11 protein-coding genes are annotated in these 17,056 nt (G+C 50.7%); 2 read left to right on the top strand and 9 right to left on the bottom strand.

The window, feature by feature from the left end; all coding sequences use genetic code 11:
* Positions 1-21 precede the first annotated feature (21 nt).
* The 8 genes from ghxQ to mocA all read right to left on the bottom strand — a co-directional run bounded on the left by ghxQ (position 22) and on the right by mocA (position 13,353).
* A complete protein-coding gene (ghxQ, locus tag FEK66_RS13995; protein WP_130207810.1) occupies positions 22-1,389 on the bottom strand; it encodes a guanine/hypoxanthine transporter GhxQ in 1,368 nt (455 codons plus the stop codon).
* A 35-nt stretch (positions 1,390-1,424) separates the two neighbouring features.
* Positions 1,425-2,741, bottom strand: coding sequence for a guanine deaminase (guaD, locus tag FEK66_RS13990; RefSeq protein WP_135488891.1), 1,317 nt, complete (start codon positions 2,739-2,741; stop codon positions 1,425-1,427).
* 17 nt (positions 2,742-2,758) lie between these two features.
* Positions 2,759-4,159: a xanthine/proton symporter XanQ gene (gene xanQ, locus FEK66_RS13985; RefSeq protein WP_138211483.1), complete on the bottom strand. Its 1,401-nt coding sequence runs from the start codon at positions 4,157-4,159 to the stop codon at positions 2,759-2,761.
* A gap of 166 nt (positions 4,160-4,325) precedes the next feature.
* Positions 4,326-7,196, bottom strand: a complete 2,871-nt coding sequence (locus FEK66_RS13980; RefSeq protein ID WP_135495027.1) for a molybdopterin-dependent oxidoreductase Mo/Fe-S-binding subunit — start codon at positions 7,194-7,196, stop codon at positions 4,326-4,328.
* Positions 7,193-7,972 carry a molybdopterin-dependent oxidoreductase FAD-binding subunit gene (gene ygfM, locus FEK66_RS13975; protein WP_135495026.1) on the bottom strand — a complete coding sequence of 260 codons (780 nt, stop codon included), beginning with the start codon at positions 7,970-7,972 and terminating at the stop codon, positions 7,193-7,195. The genes FEK66_RS13980 and ygfM overlap by 4 nt, the downstream gene beginning before the upstream one ends.
* 50 nt (positions 7,973-8,022) lie before the next feature.
* Positions 8,023-9,351, bottom strand: a complete 1,329-nt coding sequence (gene ssnA / locus FEK66_RS13970; protein ID WP_130207802.1) for a putative aminohydrolase SsnA — start codon at positions 9,349-9,351, stop codon at positions 8,023-8,025.
* A gap of 2 nt (positions 9,352-9,353) precedes the next feature.
* The gene (ygfK, locus tag FEK66_RS13965; protein WP_135495025.1) at positions 9,354-12,452 is read right to left on the bottom strand and encodes a putative selenate reductase subunit YgfK; all 3,099 of its coding nucleotides are present in this window, start codon (positions 12,450-12,452) and stop codon (positions 9,354-9,356) included.
* 322 nt (positions 12,453-12,774) lie between these two features.
* On the bottom strand, positions 12,775-13,353 hold the full coding sequence (mocA, locus tag FEK66_RS13960) for a molybdenum cofactor cytidylyltransferase (protein WP_135495024.1): 579 nt from the start codon (positions 13,351-13,353) through the stop codon (positions 12,775-12,777).
* Between the two features lie 92 nt (positions 13,354-13,445).
* Between mocA and yqeC the strand changes: the two genes are divergently transcribed.
* Both yqeC and yqeB read left to right on the top strand, forming a co-directional pair.
* Complete coding sequence (gene yqeC, locus FEK66_RS13955) at positions 13,446-14,216, top strand: selenium cofactor biosynthesis protein YqeC (RefSeq protein ID WP_135495023.1); 771 nt, start codon at positions 13,446-13,448, stop codon at positions 14,214-14,216.
* Between the two features lie 47 nt (positions 14,217-14,263).
* The gene (gene yqeB / locus FEK66_RS13950) at positions 14,264-15,889 is read left to right on the top strand and encodes a selenium-dependent molybdenum cofactor biosynthesis protein YqeB (protein WP_135495022.1); all 1,626 of its coding nucleotides are present in this window, start codon (positions 14,264-14,266) and stop codon (positions 15,887-15,889) included.
* A gap of 219 nt (positions 15,890-16,108) precedes the next feature.
* Here the strand turns inward: yqeB and arcC are convergent, their stop codons facing one another.
* Positions 16,109-17,041 (bottom strand): carbamate kinase, encoded by a 933-nt coding sequence (gene arcC / locus FEK66_RS13945; protein WP_130207792.1) that lies wholly within the window; start codon positions 17,039-17,041, stop codon positions 16,109-16,111.
* Between the last annotated feature and the right edge of the window lie 15 nt (positions 17,042-17,056).

Genomic DNA, 17,056 nt, shown 5'->3' with positions numbered 1-17,056 from the left:
CTGTATGGCGCGGAGGTTCTTCTAGATAGCCCAGCCACCCGCGTAAAATGCGACCAGGGCGACAGTTATGATGACAGTACCAATATTGAGTTTGTTCCATTCGCGAGCAAAAACACGACCCACTACGAGAGTTACAAAGCCCAGCATAATGCCGGTGACGATATTACAGGTCAGGACGATAAAGACAGCGCAAACCAAGCCCGCCATCGCATCAATAAAGTCATTGAAGTCCAGTTTTGAGACGTTACTTAGCATCAGCAGACCCACGTACATCAGTGCGGGCGCTGTGGCATAACCGGGGATCAGAAACGATAACGGTGATAAAAACAGAATCAACAGGAACAGTAAGCCAACAATCGTCGCTGTCAGACCTGTTTTGCCACCCGCAGCTGTTCCTGCAGCAGATTCGATATAGACCGCCGCAGGCGCAGCGCCCACCAGCCCAGAAAATATCGAGCTGACGGAATCGCTGGTCAGGGCTTTACCACCGTTGATTATCTGGTTGTCTTTATCCAGGAGATTCGCCTGACCGGCTACTGCGCGGATGGTGCCGGTGGCATCAAATACGGCGGTCATCACCAGTGCCAGTACACTCGGGAGAACGGTTGGCTGGAGTGCACCCATAATGTCGAGGCTGAAAATTAGCGACTTACCATCTTCTCCTGTCAGGCTCGGCATCGCCACCAGACCGTGGTATTCCACCGCGGGGTCAAAGATTAAGCCGATTATCGAGATGGCGATAATTACCAGTAAGATCCCTCCTGGTACGCGGCACTTCTCCAGACCAAAAATTACCGCTAATCCCAGCAAGCTCATCATCACAGGGAAAGAGGTAAATGCCCCGAGCGCTACCGGTAAACCTTCAATCGGGTTTTTGATAACCATACCAACGCCGTTAGCTGCAATCAGCAGCAGGAACAGGCCGATACCAATGCCTGTTCCGTGGGCGATACCCATCGGTAAATTGCGTAAGATCCAGGTTCGTATACCGGTTACCGAGATGGCGGTGAAGATGAGGCCCATCAGGAAGACCGCGCCCAGCGCGACGGGAACGCTAATTTGTTGCCCGAGTACCAGACTGAATGCGGTAAATGCCGTCAAGGAGATGGCGCAGCCGATCGCCATTGGCAAATTGGCCCACAGTCCCATTAGCAGCGAACCGAAGCCCGCGACCAGACAAGTAGCAACAAAGACTGCAGCAGGGGGAAAACCAGCTTTGCCCAACATGCCGGGAACCACGATTACAGAATAAACCATGGCCAGAAAGGTGGTTAAGCCTGCCAGTACTTCCTGGCGAACGGTACTGCCACGAGCGGTTATTTTAAAATAACTATCCAGCGCGCCCTGTGGCTTTGGTGCGACCGGTGTTTGTAGGATGTCTCCAGACATAATGATGTCCTCACGAGGATGTTAAGGTTTTATTATTAGTTGCGTTCGTACACCAGACGACCATCAACGTAGGTGCGGTAGATCGAACGGTCATCGCCCAACGTCATCATCACGAACAATTTGTCGACTAAAGAAACAGAGTTGTCATAGCGCAGTTGCTGTAGTGGTGTGGCCGTGGGTTCCATCACCACAAAATCAGCCTCTTTGCCAGGTAAAAAGTTGCCAATCAAATCGTCAAGGCCCAGAGATTTCGCTCCGCCGAGCGTGGCCAGGTAAAACGCTTCATATGCCGAGAGGCGATAGCCTTGTAATTGCAACACTTTGTAGGCTTCGTTCAGCGTTTGCAGCATGTTGAAGGTGGTTCCGGCACCGATATCCGTTCCCATGCCCACTTTGACTTTCTTCTGCCATGCTTTTTTCAAGTTGAATAAGCCGCTGCCGAGGTAAAGGTTGGAGGTTGGGCAGAAAGCGATGCTGGATTTGGTTTCGCTAAGACGATCCCACTCTTTTTCTTCCAGATGGACGCAGTGAGCAAAGACGCAGTTTTTTCCTGTCAGGCCGTACTGGTGGTAAACATCCAGATAACCATCATGTTCAGGATAGAGTGATTTCACCCAGGCAATTTCATCTTTGTTTTCACAGAGATGGGTATGTACCCACGTATCTGGATACTCTTCTTTCAGGCGTTGCGCCATCGCCATCTGTTCAGGTGAAGATGTTGGGGCGAAGCGTGGTGTAATGGCATATAACAGACGACCATTTTTGTGCCAGCGTTCGATCAGTTCTTTGCTTTGGTGATAGCTGCTTTCGGCAGTATCGAGCAGATAATCCGGTGCGTTGCGGTCCATCATCACCTTACCGGCAATCATGCGCATATTGATATGACTGGCGGCTTCAAACAGCGCATCAACGGATTGCGGATGGACGGTACCAAACACCAGCGCCGTGGTGGTTCCGTTACGTAAAAGCTGCTTGATGAAGAACGCCGACATTTCGCGGGCGTACTCTAAATCCTCATAACGGCGCTCAGTAGGGAAGGTGTGTTTATTCAGCCATTCCAGTAACTGCTCGCCATAGGCACCGACCATTTCACTTTGCGGATAATGAATATGCGTATCGACAAAGCCCGGTACTATCAGTTTGCCGCGATAATCACGGACGCGAATGGTGTCCGGGATTTGATGCTTGCCCTGTTCCCATTCACCAAACCATTCCACTTTCCCCTGTTTAATGAGTAATAAACCATCCTCAATAAATCGCAGCGCAGAAGCGATCTCTTCTGGATTATCGACCGTACGGATGACATCAATAAAACTGCCTCGTACTGCTTTTAACGTGTGTTCCCCTGACATCATTGACTCCTTTACTGTTAATCCATCTCTTCCGCAGAGGTAATACCCGGCAGAACGTTTTCCTGTCGGTAGCCACCAGGGAGGATAATATTTAATAAAATCGCAGTTAGGCCTCCGGCACAAATAGGATTTTCAACTAATACATATATTGAGGCGGGCAATATTTTAAAAATTTCGGGGTCATAAGAAACACCAAGTCCTAAACCTAAAGAAGTGGCGACAATAAGTGTTTCACGGCGCTTTAATCCGTTGGTAATAATGATGCGGATACCCGCAATGGCAATCATGGAAAACATCAACGTCATTGCACCACCCAGAACTGCCGAGGGAATAGTGGTGAAGAAGCCGCCGATCATCGGAAATAATCCAAGGATAACCAGCATTACCGCAATGGTGCGCCCGATATAACGTGAAGCGACGCCAGTCATCTGTATTACGCCATTATTTTGTGCAAAAGTGGTTAATGGTAATGAACCGACGGCGGAGGCGATAACCGAAACCAGACCATCTGCCAGCACGCCGCCTTTCAGGCGTGACTGATATTCTTCTCCCTGGATAGGGCGGCGGGAAACCATTGCTGTGGCGGTGATATCCCCTACCGCTTCCAGCACACTAAGCAGATAAATGGTGCCGACCACCAGGAACTGATGGAGGTTGAAATTAAATCCGTATTTGAAAGGATGGGGAATAGTAATGAGGGGGAGATTGCGTAAACTGCTGAAGTCCACCATGCCAAGGCATAATGAAACCGCATAACCCACGCACAGACCAATGGCGATTCCGCCCATACGTAGTAGCGGACTGCGACAACAGTTAAAGCCAATAACCACAATCAGCACCAGTAAACCAACGCCAAGGTGCTCGTAGTTGCCGAACGTGCCACTGCTCTTGGCGGCAAAACCACCGCCAAAATCAATAATGCCAACTTTAATCAGGCTTAAGCCGATCATCAGTACAACAATACCACTGACAGTGGGAGTAATTACTCTGCGTAAATAAGGAAGAATAAAAGAGGCTCCGACCACCAGAAAGGCACCAACGAAGGAGACGCCGAGGAGTGACGACATGATTAATTCTTCATGAAAACCGTCGCTTTTCATGCTGCTACCCAGCGCAATCATGACTGTCACAAATGAAAAATTGACTGACTGAATTGAGAGTAGACCAGAACCGACGATGCCATAACGATTTACCTGCAACCAGGTACCAATACCAGAAGCGATCATCGCCATGGAAACCAGGTAGGCAGTGGTTTCTGCGGAAAGTTGTAAGGCCGCCCCCACAATTAGCGCGGGTGTTACCATTGGGACGAAAATTGCCAATAGATGGGTAATGGCACCAACGACAGCCTGATGAAAAGGAGGGCGATCCTCCAGTTCAAATATAAGGTCAGAACCTGCATGGTTTATATCAGACATCCCTTCACTCCTTTATAAAGTAAATTTGATCATCTGAATCAGTAAAATAAATTCCCACGAATTTGGGGCGCAGGACGCCTTGAGAACGGCTTATCTCATTTTCGCAGTTACTAATTAGTTATCTTTAATACAAGGGAAACTGGCCGCCGAAGCGGCCATTTATTATTTATATTTTTTTCAGTGCGGTGAGTATTTTCTCCGGTGTGAAATGCCATTCGCGTAACCAAATGCCGCAAGCATCGTGAATTGCGGTAGCAATTGCCGGTGCTGCACCGTTCACGCCGATCTCCGAGATTGATTTCGCCCCGAATGGGCCGACTTTATCGTCACTCGGCACCAGCACAGCGCGGAAATCACGCGGAATGTCGCCAATTTTCGGCGCGCCATAGCTGCGTAAATCACGCGTTAATGGGTGTCCTTTGGCGTCATAAATGATCTCTTCGCTCATGCTGTGGCCGATAGCTCGGAGGGTAGCACCGTAGATCTGCCCCAACGCTAACTCCGGGTTGACTGGAGTACCGCAATCCAGCAAGGCGTAGAATTTATCCAGGCGGATTTCACCGGTACGTGTATTGACGGCCACTTCAGCGAAGTTTGCCCCATACGGGAAGGCGAAATCAGGCGTGATGTAACTGGCTGTTCCCACCAGTGAACCAAAGCCAGTACCAGTTTCGCCTTTATGGGCAATATCCCCGAAACTGACTTCGCCTTTCTTGCCGCGAACGACACCCGGCGTTGCCAGTTGAACATCTTCCAGTGGCTCACCCAACATTTGCGCGCCGTGGAAAAGGATTTTGTCGCGTAAATTTTCCGCTGCCATACGTGCGGCGTTGCCTGAGAAGCAAGTGCCGGACGAGGCATACGCGCCTTTATCAAACAACGCATGATCGGTATCACCGGAGATAACATGCACGTCCTGCGGTGGACAATGCAGCACTTCGGCCGCCAGTTTAGTGACTACAGTATCCAGACCCGTACCGATGTCAGCACCACCAGAATGGACGATAAATGTACCGTCTGATTCCAGTTTGATCATGCAGTTAGCCTGATCGATATCAGGGATGCCTGATTTCTGCATAATAATGGCGACGCCACGACCCACGCACCAGTCACCTTCCTGCGCTTTAGGTGAAGACCATTGGATCATCTCACGCCCCTGACGCAGGATCTCTTCCAGTGCGCAGCTGGCAGCAGAAGGAACGGAGGTCGGTGCTTTACCTTCGCCAATTGCGCCGAGAATCTTCAGCTCTTGCCCTTCGTGTACCCGGTTACGTTCGATAATTTCCAGCTGGTCGATCTGCAACTGTTCAGCCAGTTCTGCTAATGCCATAGTGATAGCGAAGTTACCTTTCGGTGCGCCATAACCCTGATAAGCACCATTTGGGCAGATGTTGCTGTAGTAGGTGGTGACCTGGAAATCGACGTTATCGCACGGATATAACGGCAGTGATAGCGCCGGTCCGTTACACGGTACGGTGAGTGAGTGGTTGCCGTAAGGTCCTGTGTTGGCGCGGAAATCCATCTTCACTGCCGTCAGGCGACCATCTTTTTTGGCCCCCAGTTTGACGGTGACTTTCGCGACGTGACGAGAGGTGTTAGCAATAAACTCTTCTTCACGGGTGTAGCGGAACAGTACCGGACGCCCGGTCACGCAGGTTGCCCAGGCGCACACTTCTTCCAGCAGGATGTCCTGTTTAGACCCAAAACCGCCGCCTACGCGTTCTTTAATGACATGAACTTTATGCTGTTTCATGCCCACGAGACGCGCAACCTGGCGACGCAGGTGCCACGGTACTTGAGTGGACGCGTGGATAACCAGACGATCGCCGTCCATGCGGGTAAAGCAGATGTGTGTTTCAGTCGGGCACTGTTGTGCCTGAGTTGAATTATAGGTTCGTTCAATGATCACATCGGCGTCGGCAAAGCCTTTGTCCATATCACCAATATGACCATGAATACTGGCGGCGATATTTTTGCGAGGGCGAGAACCGATAGGGAAGTTGATGATCATATGCTCGCCGCGCTGGGCTGCATGGCTGTTATCGTCTTCCAGAGTATCTGGCGCACCAGCAACATACACCACCGGTTCATCGTGTACGACAGGCGCATCTTCCGCCATTGCCTCGTCAATCGACATTACTGGCTTAAGCACCTCATATTCAACGTCGATGAGCTTCAGTGCTTCGAGCGCAATTTCTTCATTTTCAGCTACGACCGCAGCCACGCGATCGCCGACGTGGCGCATTTTCTTGCCGAACATACGGCGGTCAAGCGGTGACGGTTCCGGTGCGCTCTGACCACCAGGTGTGTAGTAGATATCCGGGCAATTCAGGTGAGTAATAACGTGAACAACGCCCGGTAAAGCCTCGGCTTTACTGACATCCAGATGGGTAATCAGTGCGTGAGCGTGTGGGCTACGTAACATTTTAATGACGCAGGCGTCAGCGGTTACGCGGTCTTCAACATAGCAGGGTTTCGCCTGCACCATTTTGGCAGCGTCGGTTTTCGGGTAATGTTTACCAATAACTTCAAGGTCATCGCGGAAAGTTGGGGCGATATCAATCGTAGCCTGTGGGTTATTTTTACGTGCAACCGCCAGTTCAATGACCTGGTAGTATTGCTGCCAGCCAGCATCGCGGCTGAACAGACCAGAAAGCGCGTCGTCGATCTCTTCGCGGGTTGGTGTGGCGATGCGATCGAGAAGATCGGTGATAATCAGAGCCGCAGCCGGATCGTTATAACCGGACTGCACCACGCCGACATCAACCATTGCCTGTTGAACCAGACTTAATTCATTCCATTTGCCTAAGGATTCAGTGGTGAGAATGTCTGCGTTTTCTAACTGTGCTGCTATCAACAGGGAGGCGTTAAGGATATTACCGTTAAAAAGAATCGAGTCAGAACCGGCAAAACCGAAGCCATCATCACTGTTGCGCACAGAGTGCATACCCATGCCAAACAACAGCTTTTGCACGTTCTCACCAGGATTGGCCTTTAGCTCCTGGGGCGCGCCATTTAAAGTAAAGTGGATATTCATACGGCTTCCTCCCCAGCCTGTTGGCAGTCGGCATACAGGTCGGCTACCAGAACTCCCGTGATATAGCGTTTATAGGCCACGCTGCCCCGCAAATCTTCCTGCGGGAAAATGGCGTTGGCGATAGCCTGTTCAAGTGCATAGCCTTCCAAATTTTGTTTTTCGACATCGTGCAGACGCAGTGCTTTACTGGTGACGCCATCCAGCGCAATTCGCATACCGTCGTGGTCGGTTAACGCTACGGCTGCTGTCACTACCGTTAATCCAGCCTGGGAACGGCTAATTTTGCGAGTCGCACAGGTGCGGTACGGATCTTTAATGATGATTTCGGTTAGCAGGCGATCGCATGGGCAGGCCAGGTACTCTTCGATTGACAGTGTTTCACCATTGCCAAAAACCAGTTCAGCATCCAGAGCCAGCAGAACGGGAAGCAACACCGATTCTTCCTGCTGGGCGGCGATTTCGCCACCAATAGTCGACTGATTACGAACATGGCGAGAGTAAACAAAACCGAGTGCTTCGCGCAGTGCCGCAGGAATAAAGCGCGCATCACGCAGTGGCTGTAAGCGAGACATTGCACCAATACGCAGTGCGCCGTTATCCCAGTCAACCCAGTCCAGTTCCAGATCCTGTAAGGAAATGGCAATCTTTTTATCGGTGCGGGTTGGCGTGGCGTTGAGTTTGCTGCCGCCGGCAAACCAGACGGCTTCATCCTGGTAGCGGCGCTTCAGTTCCAGCGCCTGTTCGACAGAGTCGGGCCTGAAAAATTGTTCAATCATCTTCTTTCCTTATTTAACCCTCTTCCCTGAAGGAAGAGGGTTTTTGTCATTTATGCCAATGCATCCATACGACGCCACATACTGGCAGCGGCTTTTCTGGCTTGCGCATAAATGGAATCGCAATCGAAGTTAAACTGACGATCTTCATAGACCATCACGCCGTTGACCATCACGCTGTGAACGCTGCCTGACCCCATACCAAAGGCGATATGCCCAGCGATATTGTCTGCCAGCAGCGGCGTCGGCGAGTTGTAATCGCAAATGGTTAAATCTGCTTTATAACCGGCTTCCAGGAGGCCAAATTTCGCGCCAAAGTTGCGGCTTATCAGTTCGTTGCCGTTAGTCAGGGCTTTGGCAAAACTGTCAGGCCATAGCGGACCACCCGCATCGCGATGTTTAAAGAAGGCGAATTTCATCTCTTCAAACATGTCTGAACCAATGCCGTCGGTTCCCAACGCCAGATTGCGAATATCGCTAAGGTGATGGTTGTAGCCGACGTGGTTGTTCATGTTGGAACGAGCGTTATGCACCAGGAACGCATCGCGCTGATTGAGCAGAGCAATGTCTTCTTTTGACAAATACAGACCGTGAGCAACCAGCGTTTTGCTGTCGATGAGATCGTATTCTGCCAGCCGTACCAGCAGGTCTTTGCCGTACCAGTGGTGACTGTGAGACACGTCGTAAAGGTCCTCAGCGGCGTGAATGTGTAAACCACGCCCGGTAGCTTTCACTGCTTCGCGCAGCATTTCCAGTCCAGCATCCGGCACGGTAAACGGGGCGTGAGCGCCGATATGCGCTTCTACCAGATACGGCTCGGTTGCCGCTTTCTTCGCATCATCAATCTGACGGGCGAAGCGGATATTTTCTTCTACCCCTTCCTGTAACTCTTTAATGCCGTTGTTACGGTCAGTGGTTTCAAAACAGGTCATCGCGCGCAGGCCAACTTTTAAAAATGCGTTGCGCAGCGTTGAGAGCGACCCGCCGATATACGCCGGAGAAGCATGGTGATCGATAACCGATGTACATCCGCTTTTGATTGCTTCCAGTGAACAAATCAGTCCGCTGTAGTAGAGAGATTCTTCATCAAGGGCGCGATCGAGCCGCCACCACAGGTTTTTCAGCGTCGAGATGAAGTCCGGGCAGGGGGCGATGTTTGCCATAATTCCGCGGGAAAGCCCCGAGTAAAAATGATTATGCGAGCAGACAATCCCCGGCATTACAATCCGACCATGCATCTCTTTGTAGTTGGCTTCAGGGTAGCGGTGTGTCAGGGCGTTGCCGATAGCGATAATCACATCATTTTCGATGGCGATATCGACGCCTTCCTGCACTTTCGCCGGGTGTAGCTGTACTGCGGTGACATTCTTCAGAATCAACATGATTACACCTCCACGCGGCCCAGCAGATAATGATGATGCTGGTGGACATGGCTAATGATGCGGCACATATCGTTCAGCTCTGGCGGTACGTTGTTGAACTGGCCTTCGCTGTCGATGTTTAACACCCAGCTTTGGTTATTCAGACGCACGCGTACTCGGCAATCTTCCACCAGGAAGCCTGGGTTGCTGCTGTTATCAAAATCTTGCGACAGGCTAAAGACGGTGATTTTGTCTTTGTACGGTTTACCGTTCCACGGGCAGAACTGGGCGCAGTTGCCGCATTCGTTGCAGTAGGCGTCCAGGTGCAGTGTCTGGAAACGGTTCTGGAATCCAGGGACCGCAATTGACACGTTGGCGCGGTTCGGGCAGACATCCACACACTTGCTGCAAACGTAGTTACATTCAAGGCAACGTGCGGCTTCCTGAGCGACAAACGCGTCACGATCATCGCTGTTCACCAGGGTGACAGAGATATCGCCTTTGCGTTGGTAGATTTCCGTCGGGTTGACGTTGTTCCAGTATTTATCGCTTTGGTGTGAACGGATATTTTCCCGGCTAAGAATGGCATCCGATGCCCGACGAGCTGTGCCGACAGCTGCGACAATGGAGGACGGTCCGCGCTGTACGTCACCGATCATAAAGACATTAGTCAGGCGGGTTTCACCGTTATGGTCGACGTCTGGCCAGCCGTTGTTGTCCAGCGGCACGCCCATCGTATTCAGGGCTTCAGTATCCTGTTGTTCGCCAATGGCGGTAATCAAACTGTCTACGTGCAGTGTTACCGTTTCGTTGGTTTCTACCGGGCGGCGACGACCTTTCTCATCAGGTTCGCCAAGTGACATGACGCGCAACGTTAAGGTGCCATCAGCATCGAAGCGTTCAGGATTGTTCAGGAAACGGAACTCCACGCCATCGTGCAGTGCTTCTTCATACTCTTCGCGCCATGCTGGCATCTCTTGCAGTGAACGACGGTAAACGACGGTTGCTTTTTCAACGCCAGGCACGCGTAATGCCGCACGGGCGCAGTCCATTGCGGTGTTACCCGCCCCGACAACCACCACATGTTTACCCAGCTTGAGCGCAGTACCCTTGTTGTACTCGCGCAGGAAGGGGAGAGATTTCCAGACATTCTGGTTGTCGCCCGCCAGTTTCACACCGCTATTTTTATCAGTACCTGTGGCAATCAGAACGTAGTGGAAGCCCTGATTTTTTAACTGTTCGACGGTCAGGTCCGGCGAGCAACCGTACTCAAATTTCACGCCGTGATCGGCAACAAAATCGATATCGTGCTGAATTAACTCAGCCGGGATACGGAACTGAGGAATGATATTTTTCACCACGCCGCCCGCGTTAGCTTCGCGTTCAAACAGCGTGACCGGATGACCTGCTCTGGCAAGGAAGTAACCTGCAGCCAGGCCCGCCGGACCGGCGCCAATTACAGCAACCGGATGACGAGAACCAGAACCGGCTGGTTTGTGCCAGCGTTGCTTATATTCATCCCAGCCTTTTTCCAGGGCGACTTTTTTCAGTTCGCGGATATTCAACGCACTGTCGTAATCCAGACGAGTACAGTTGTACTGGCACTGGTGATCGCAAATATGGCCGGTAATCGCGGGCAGGGCGTTGCGTTGGTAGATAAGTTCCAGCGCGTCGGCATAGCGATGTTCCCCCAGCAGGCGAATATATTCCGGAATATCCTGTTTGATGGCACAAGCAGTAACACAGGGGGCAACGTAGCAGTCGGTCAGTGGCAGGTCTTCTGCCACTTCAATACGCTCTTCTGGCTTCCAGTGTTTCTGGGTGTATTCCATAGTTAGCGCATCTGCTGCCAGCCTGTTTAGCCGTTCGACGTCAACACGGTTAAGCTCCCAGGCGTCTGACCCTTCCAGTTCGCGCATGCAAGCGCTTAAGCGCAGATAGCCACCAGGTTTCAGCAGGTCAGTTGCCATGGTTATCGGGCGAATACCGGTATCGAAAATATCGCGGATAGTTAACTGGCTGGCGCCACCGGAATAAGAGATAGGCAGTTTGCCGTCAAAGGCGCGGGAAAGAACTGCAGCGACATTGATGGAGAGCGGGAACAGCGCACGCCCGGACATATACATCTCTTCGCCAGGCAGTGCGCCTTTATTGTTGATGGTGCCGAGGGTGTTAGTCAGTTTGACGCCAAAGCCGAGCGATTTTTCTTTCGCCAGCGCCATCAGGCGTTCCAGCATTTCCAGCGCCTGGGTTAGCTTGAGATCGTGATCAAATGACTCTTCTTTTAAGCCAATGTAATCGAAACCACAGCTATCGAGAATCTCGCGCACTCGCGCGTAACCCAATAAAGTTGGATTGAGTTTCACGAAGGTATTGAGCTCTTTTTCTTCCAGCATGTAACGGCAAATGGCTTCGATTTCATTTGGAGGGCAGCCGTGCATCGTGGAGAGGGTAACGCCTTGTACCATGCTGGTGGGGATACGTGCCGATAAGGCCTGCAAGCTTTCACGTTTTTCCTGCAAACCGTGGCGGGCTAAAAATGCGTCATCCTGGAGTAGTTTATGAAGCGTATCGCGGTATTGTGCGAACTTCGGATGTGCAGACGCGTCCATCATATTATCGATGAACTGCTGCATGGGTGGTTGTTTAATGCCTTCGAGGTTGTAACCGACGCTCATATTAAAGATGAATGATTTACCGGACTCGGACGGTTGGAACATAGCTTCGAGAAGATGCAGGGCGAACCAGGCTTTGAGGTATTCATCCCACGCTTTAAGCAGGGTAAATTCGGTGGACCATTCGGTGTTAAAACACTCGTCTTCGGCGTCGATACAGGGCTTTTCCAGCTCCAGACGATCGAGGATTTGTACTGTTTTAAGTTCGATGAAGCGTCCGCCAGTCAGCCAGGAAGTGACGATGTTTTGTGCGAGTTGCGTGTGCGGACCTGCGGCGGGGCCGACTGGTGTCGCACAGGTTTCACCGAAAACACCGACAGATTTACCTTTTGCGGGTGAGTAAAACTGTTGCTCGGGAATACCAAAGATTGAGCGTTGTTGTTGGTATTCATCAAATATGCGCGTCAAAAGTTCCTCAAACGGAATGGGACGCATAATATCCCCCATAACCCTCTCCTTAGCTTACACAGATATCATTGAGTGACCGGTATTGAGAAATCCGGTGGTTTAGGGGGATAGAGCAACAATCACACCACTCTTGCCAGGTTTGGCGGGAAATATAAAAAAATGTGAGGCGGCTCGAAACTTAATGGCTTTTTGTGAATGAACTCACAGGTGCCAAATGAGAATTAAAATCACTCCTGGGTATTATTGTTGTCAGGAGTTTTATCACTTTTTCTCATTTCTCAAAATCAGTGATTCTGTATCATTATGATAAAGACGTACTGAGTGGGTTTTATATTTGAACGCAATCGTTTAACTGGCTTTTCTAAATTTTAGTATGCTTTTTTTGCGCATTAATAAAGTCATTTGGAGTATCAATATCTAAAATTATTTCTTCATTTTCCATTTCGACGAAATAATGTTCACCCATGAGTAATGCCTGGCGCATATGGGTAACATTAGGTTGTTTGACCGCCTGCATCAGGCAGGATTTTGACACTAAAATCGGATGGCCAGGCGTACCATTATGGAGCGGGAGTATGGCTCCGTTGTTTCGTAAGTTCCAGATTTTTAGGAAGATATCTCTGTTAATGGTTGGCATATCACCATGAGTGAGAAAACAATGTTCTGTTTGTACCGCTGGCGCTGCGGCTTTTACCGAAGTCAGTAACCCCTGCGCATAATCTGGATTGTAGATAATAGTAATGTTGCTATGGCTTGCGTAGCGATTATGCAGTTCATTACCGCGATAACCAGTGACTAAAATAATTCGGCTACAAAACTGCAACGCATTTTTGATACTCGCGTCAAGAATTGTTCCCTGTTGCCAGGGTAACATCATTTTCCATTGCCCCATTCTTGATGATAATCCGGCCGCGGTAATTATACAGTCGATGGCTGACATAGTGGTTCCATTATTATATGGGCTAATAACGCCTGAAAATGTGTTACTCCCTGATTAATGCGTACTTATCCCAGAGAGGTCCATGAAGACTCGTGAAAAGTATAATTGACCCATCGGCGTTATTCATTGATTTAGGCGCGCAGAAACACCCCACTGTGATTTCTGTTGTTGGCGCCGGGGGGAAAACCAGTCTGCTTTTTTGGTTGGCGCAGTTATTTCAGTCCATCGGTAGACGCGTGTTAATCACTACGACCACACATATGTTTATGCCAGATTCACACTGGCCCGTGGTTTTCTGCCGTGATCCCGCAATGCTTCCTCACTCGTCTCTCAAATTCCCCATTTCATTTTGTTTTCACCGCTGGAAAGCGAACCAGGGAAAAGTGCAGGGATTTACGCCAGAAGTGATTGATGCACTGGTGCAACGACCAGAGTGTGACGTAATTCTCATTGAGGCAGATGGCTCGCGTGGAATGCCGTTAAAAGCGCCTGATGAGCACGAACCTTGCATACCCAAAAGCAGTTGCTGCGTGATTGCTGTGATGGGAGGGCATATTTTGGGCGCGCAAGTTGGCACGGAAAATGTCCATCGCTGGTCGCAGTTTGCTGATATTACCGGATTAACACCTGATGCAACCTTGCAACTGAGCGATCTCGTTACGCTGGTTCGCCACCCTCAGGGCGCGTTTAAAAACGTACCACAAGGCTGTCGGCGAATCTGGTTCATTAACCGCTTTTCTCAATGTGAGAATGCGATTGCGCAAAGCGAGCTACTTCAGCCGCTGCAACAACATGACGTAGAGGCAATCTGGCTGGGCGATATACAAGAACATCCTGCAATCGCGCGCAGATTTGTGAATTAGCGGCCCGGGCCTTCCGGGTTACTGAATGGATATCGATTGAGGTTGGTATGAATATTTTCACAGAGGCTGCAAAACTCGAAGAGCAAAATTGTCCTTTTGCAATAGCGCAAATTGTAGATAGCCGAGGCTCTACTCCCCGCCATTCTGCACAAATGTTAGTGCGCGCCGATGGTTCTATCGTCGGTACAATTGGTGGGGGAATGGTTGAGCGGAAGGTGATTGAAGAGTCGCTTCAGGCATTGCAGGAACGTAAGCCACGATTATTCCATGGACGCATGGCGCGTAACGGCACGGATGCCGTCGGCTCAGATTGCGGAGGCGCAATGTCAGTGTTTATCAGCGTACATGGTATGCGACCCCGGCTGGTGTTGATCGGCGCGGGGCATGTTAACCGGGCGATAGCCCAAAGCGCAGCACTGCTGGGGTTTGATATTGCTGTTGCCGATATTTATCGCGAAAGCCTGAATCCTGAACTTTTCCCGCCATCAACTGCGCTTGTTCATGCTGAGTCGTTTGGCGCGGCCGTGGAAGCACTGGATATTCGCCCTGATAATTTTGTCCTGATTGCCACGAATAATCAGGATCGTGAAGCCCTCGATAAACTCATTGAACAACCCATTGCATGGTTGGGGTTGCTGGCAAGTCGCCGCAAGGTTCAGCTTTTCCTGCGTCAATTGCGTGAGAAAGGCGTGGCTGAAGAACATATTGCCCGTTTGCACGCACCGGTGGGCTACAACATAGGTGCTGAAACGCCGCAGGAGATCGCTATCAGCGTTCTGGCAGAAATATTACAGGTGAAAAATAACGCGCCGGGTGGGCTGATGATGAAACCTTCTCATCCTTCCGGACACCAGCTGGTGGTGATTCGCGGTGCGGGGGATATCGCCAGTGGTGTGGCGCTACGTCTGTATCATGCGGGTTTTAAAGTGATCATGCTGGAAGTGGAAAAACCGACGGTGATTCGTTGTACCGTGGCGTTTGCCCAGGCCGTGTTCGATGACGAAATGACGGTTGAAGGCGTCACCGCGCGACTGGCAACCAGCGCTGTAGAGGCGATGAAACTGACTGAGCGTGGGTTTATTCCCGTGATGGTAGACCCCGACTGTTTACTGCTTGATGAGCTGAAACCACTTTGTGTGGTGGATGCTATTCTGGCGAAACAGAATTTGGGTACGCGTGCAGACATGGCTCCAGTGACGATCGCGCTTGGGCCGGGCTTTACCGCAGGTAAAGATTGTCATGCGGTGATTGAAACAAATCGTGGGCATTGGTTGGGACAGGTTATTTACTCTGGTTGCGCACAGGAGAACACTGGCGTTCCCGGTAATATTATGGGGCATACCACCCGGCGAGTTATTCGCGCTCCGGCGGCAGGTATCATGCGGTCCAACGTGAAGTTAGGCGATCTGGTACAAGAGGGCGATGTTATTGCCTGGATTGGCGAGCATGAAATAAAAGCGCCGCTGACGGGAATGGTGCGTGGTTTACTTAATGACGGGCTGGCGGTGGTCGGTGGCTTTAAAATCGGTGATATCGATCCTCGTGGTGAAACGGCTGATTTCACCAGCGTTTCTGACAAAGCCCGAGCGATTGGTGGTGGCGTACTTGAGGCGTTAATGATGTTGATGCATCAGGGCGTTAAAGCGACGAAAGAAGTACTGGAAGTGGCTTAAATGCAAATGGCCGGATGGTATTACCCACCCGGCCTGAGACTGATGACAAACGCCAAATTGCCTGATGCGCTGTGCTTATCAGGCCTACAAATGCTTTGCAACTCATTGAATATTAGATGTTTTGTAGAGTGGGTAAGGCGTTCACGCCGCATCCGGCATCAATAACGCGCACTTTGTTAACAATCTTTGGCCGAATGGCATCGCCACCCGGCCAATAAATTACTGAGAAATCACCGTTCCGGTTTTTCCTTCAATCCCTTCTTTCGCTTTGCTCAACACGGTAATCAGTGCTTCGCGACCTGCGCGAGAGCGGGCAAATGATGCGGCGGCTTCCACTTTCGGCAGCATAGAACCTTTTGCAAAATGCCCTTCTTCGATAAAGCGTTCTGCATCGGCCAATGACAGGCGATCGAGCCACTGCTCATTCTCTTTACCGAAGTTAATCGCCACTTTTTCTACAGCAGTCAGAATGATCAGCATATCGGCATCGATCATTTCTGCTAAACGGGCGCTGGCCCAGTCTTTATCGATAACCGCACTGGCGCCGCGCAGATGGTTACCTTCTCGAATCACAGGAATACCGCCACCGCCAACGGTGATCACAACCTGTCCTGCATCTACCAGCGCTTTAACTGTCTCTTTTTCAACAATATCTACCGGCTTAGGCGAAGCAACGACACGACGATAGCCGCGACCCGCATCTTCTTTCAGGGTATAGCCCTGTTTTGTCAGTTGCTCTGCTTCCTGCTCGGTAAAGAACGAACCGATCGGTTTGGTTGGGTTGAGGAAGGCCGGATCGTTAGCGTCGACTTCGACCTGGGTAACCAGCGTTGCAACGGGTTTATTAATGCCACGAGAAAGCAGTTCTTCTCTTAAGGCGTTTTGCAGATCGTAACCAATATATCCCTGACTCAACGCAACACAGACAGACATTGGCAGCATCGGTGAATGCGCTTCAGTTTTTGCAGCGGCTTCGAATGCCTGGTTAATCATGCCTACCTGCGGTCCATTACCATGAGTGACGATAACTTCATGTCCCTGGGCAATTAAATCAACAATTGCCTGAGACGTAATTTTTACCGCTTTCATTTGTCCAGCCAGATCGTCGCCCAGCGCATTCCCGCCGAGGGCGAGAACAATTTTCTTACTCATTTTTCCTCACTCATC

Source organism: Escherichia sp. E1130, assembly GCF_005781065.1.
GTDB lineage: Bacteria > Pseudomonadota > Gammaproteobacteria > Enterobacterales > Enterobacteriaceae > Escherichia.
Note: the sequence above shows the minus strand (reverse complement) of the source record. Positions and strands in the feature narration are given on the sequence as shown.

Bases quoted from the DNA above. Each gene is read 5' to 3' on its own strand.
- ygfM (WP_135495026.1), bottom strand. From the start codon at position 7,972: ATGATTGAACAATTTTTCAGGCCCGACTCTGTCGAACAGGCGCTGGAA.
- arcC (WP_130207792.1), bottom strand. From the start codon at position 17,041: ATGAGTAAGAAAATTGTTCTCGCCCTCGGCGGGAATGCGCTGGGCGAC.
- ghxQ (WP_130207810.1), bottom strand. From the start codon at position 1,389: ATGTCTGGAGACATCCTACAAACACCGGTCGCACCAAAGCCACAGGGC.
- ssnA (WP_130207802.1), bottom strand. From the start codon at position 9,351: ATGTTGATTCTGAAGAATGTCACCGCAGTACAGCTACACCCGGCGAAA.
- guaD (WP_135488891.1), bottom strand. From the start codon at position 2,741: ATGTCAGGGGAACACACGTTAAAAGCAGTACGAGGCAGTTTTATTGAT.
- yqeB (WP_135495022.1), top strand. From the start codon at position 14,264: ATGAATATTTTCACAGAGGCTGCAAAACTCGAAGAGCAAAATTGTCCT.
- ygfK (WP_135495025.1), bottom strand. From the start codon at position 12,452: ATGGGGGATATTATGCGTCCCATTCCGTTTGAGGAACTTTTGACGCGC.
- mocA (WP_135495024.1), bottom strand. From the start codon at position 13,353: ATGTCAGCCATCGACTGTATAATTACCGCGGCCGGATTATCATCAAGA.
- xanQ (WP_138211483.1), bottom strand. From the start codon at position 4,159: ATGTCTGATATAAACCATGCAGGTTCTGACCTTATATTTGAACTGGAG.
- FEK66_RS13980 (WP_135495027.1), bottom strand. From the start codon at position 7,196: ATGAATATCCACTTTACTTTAAATGGCGCGCCCCAGGAGCTAAAGGCC.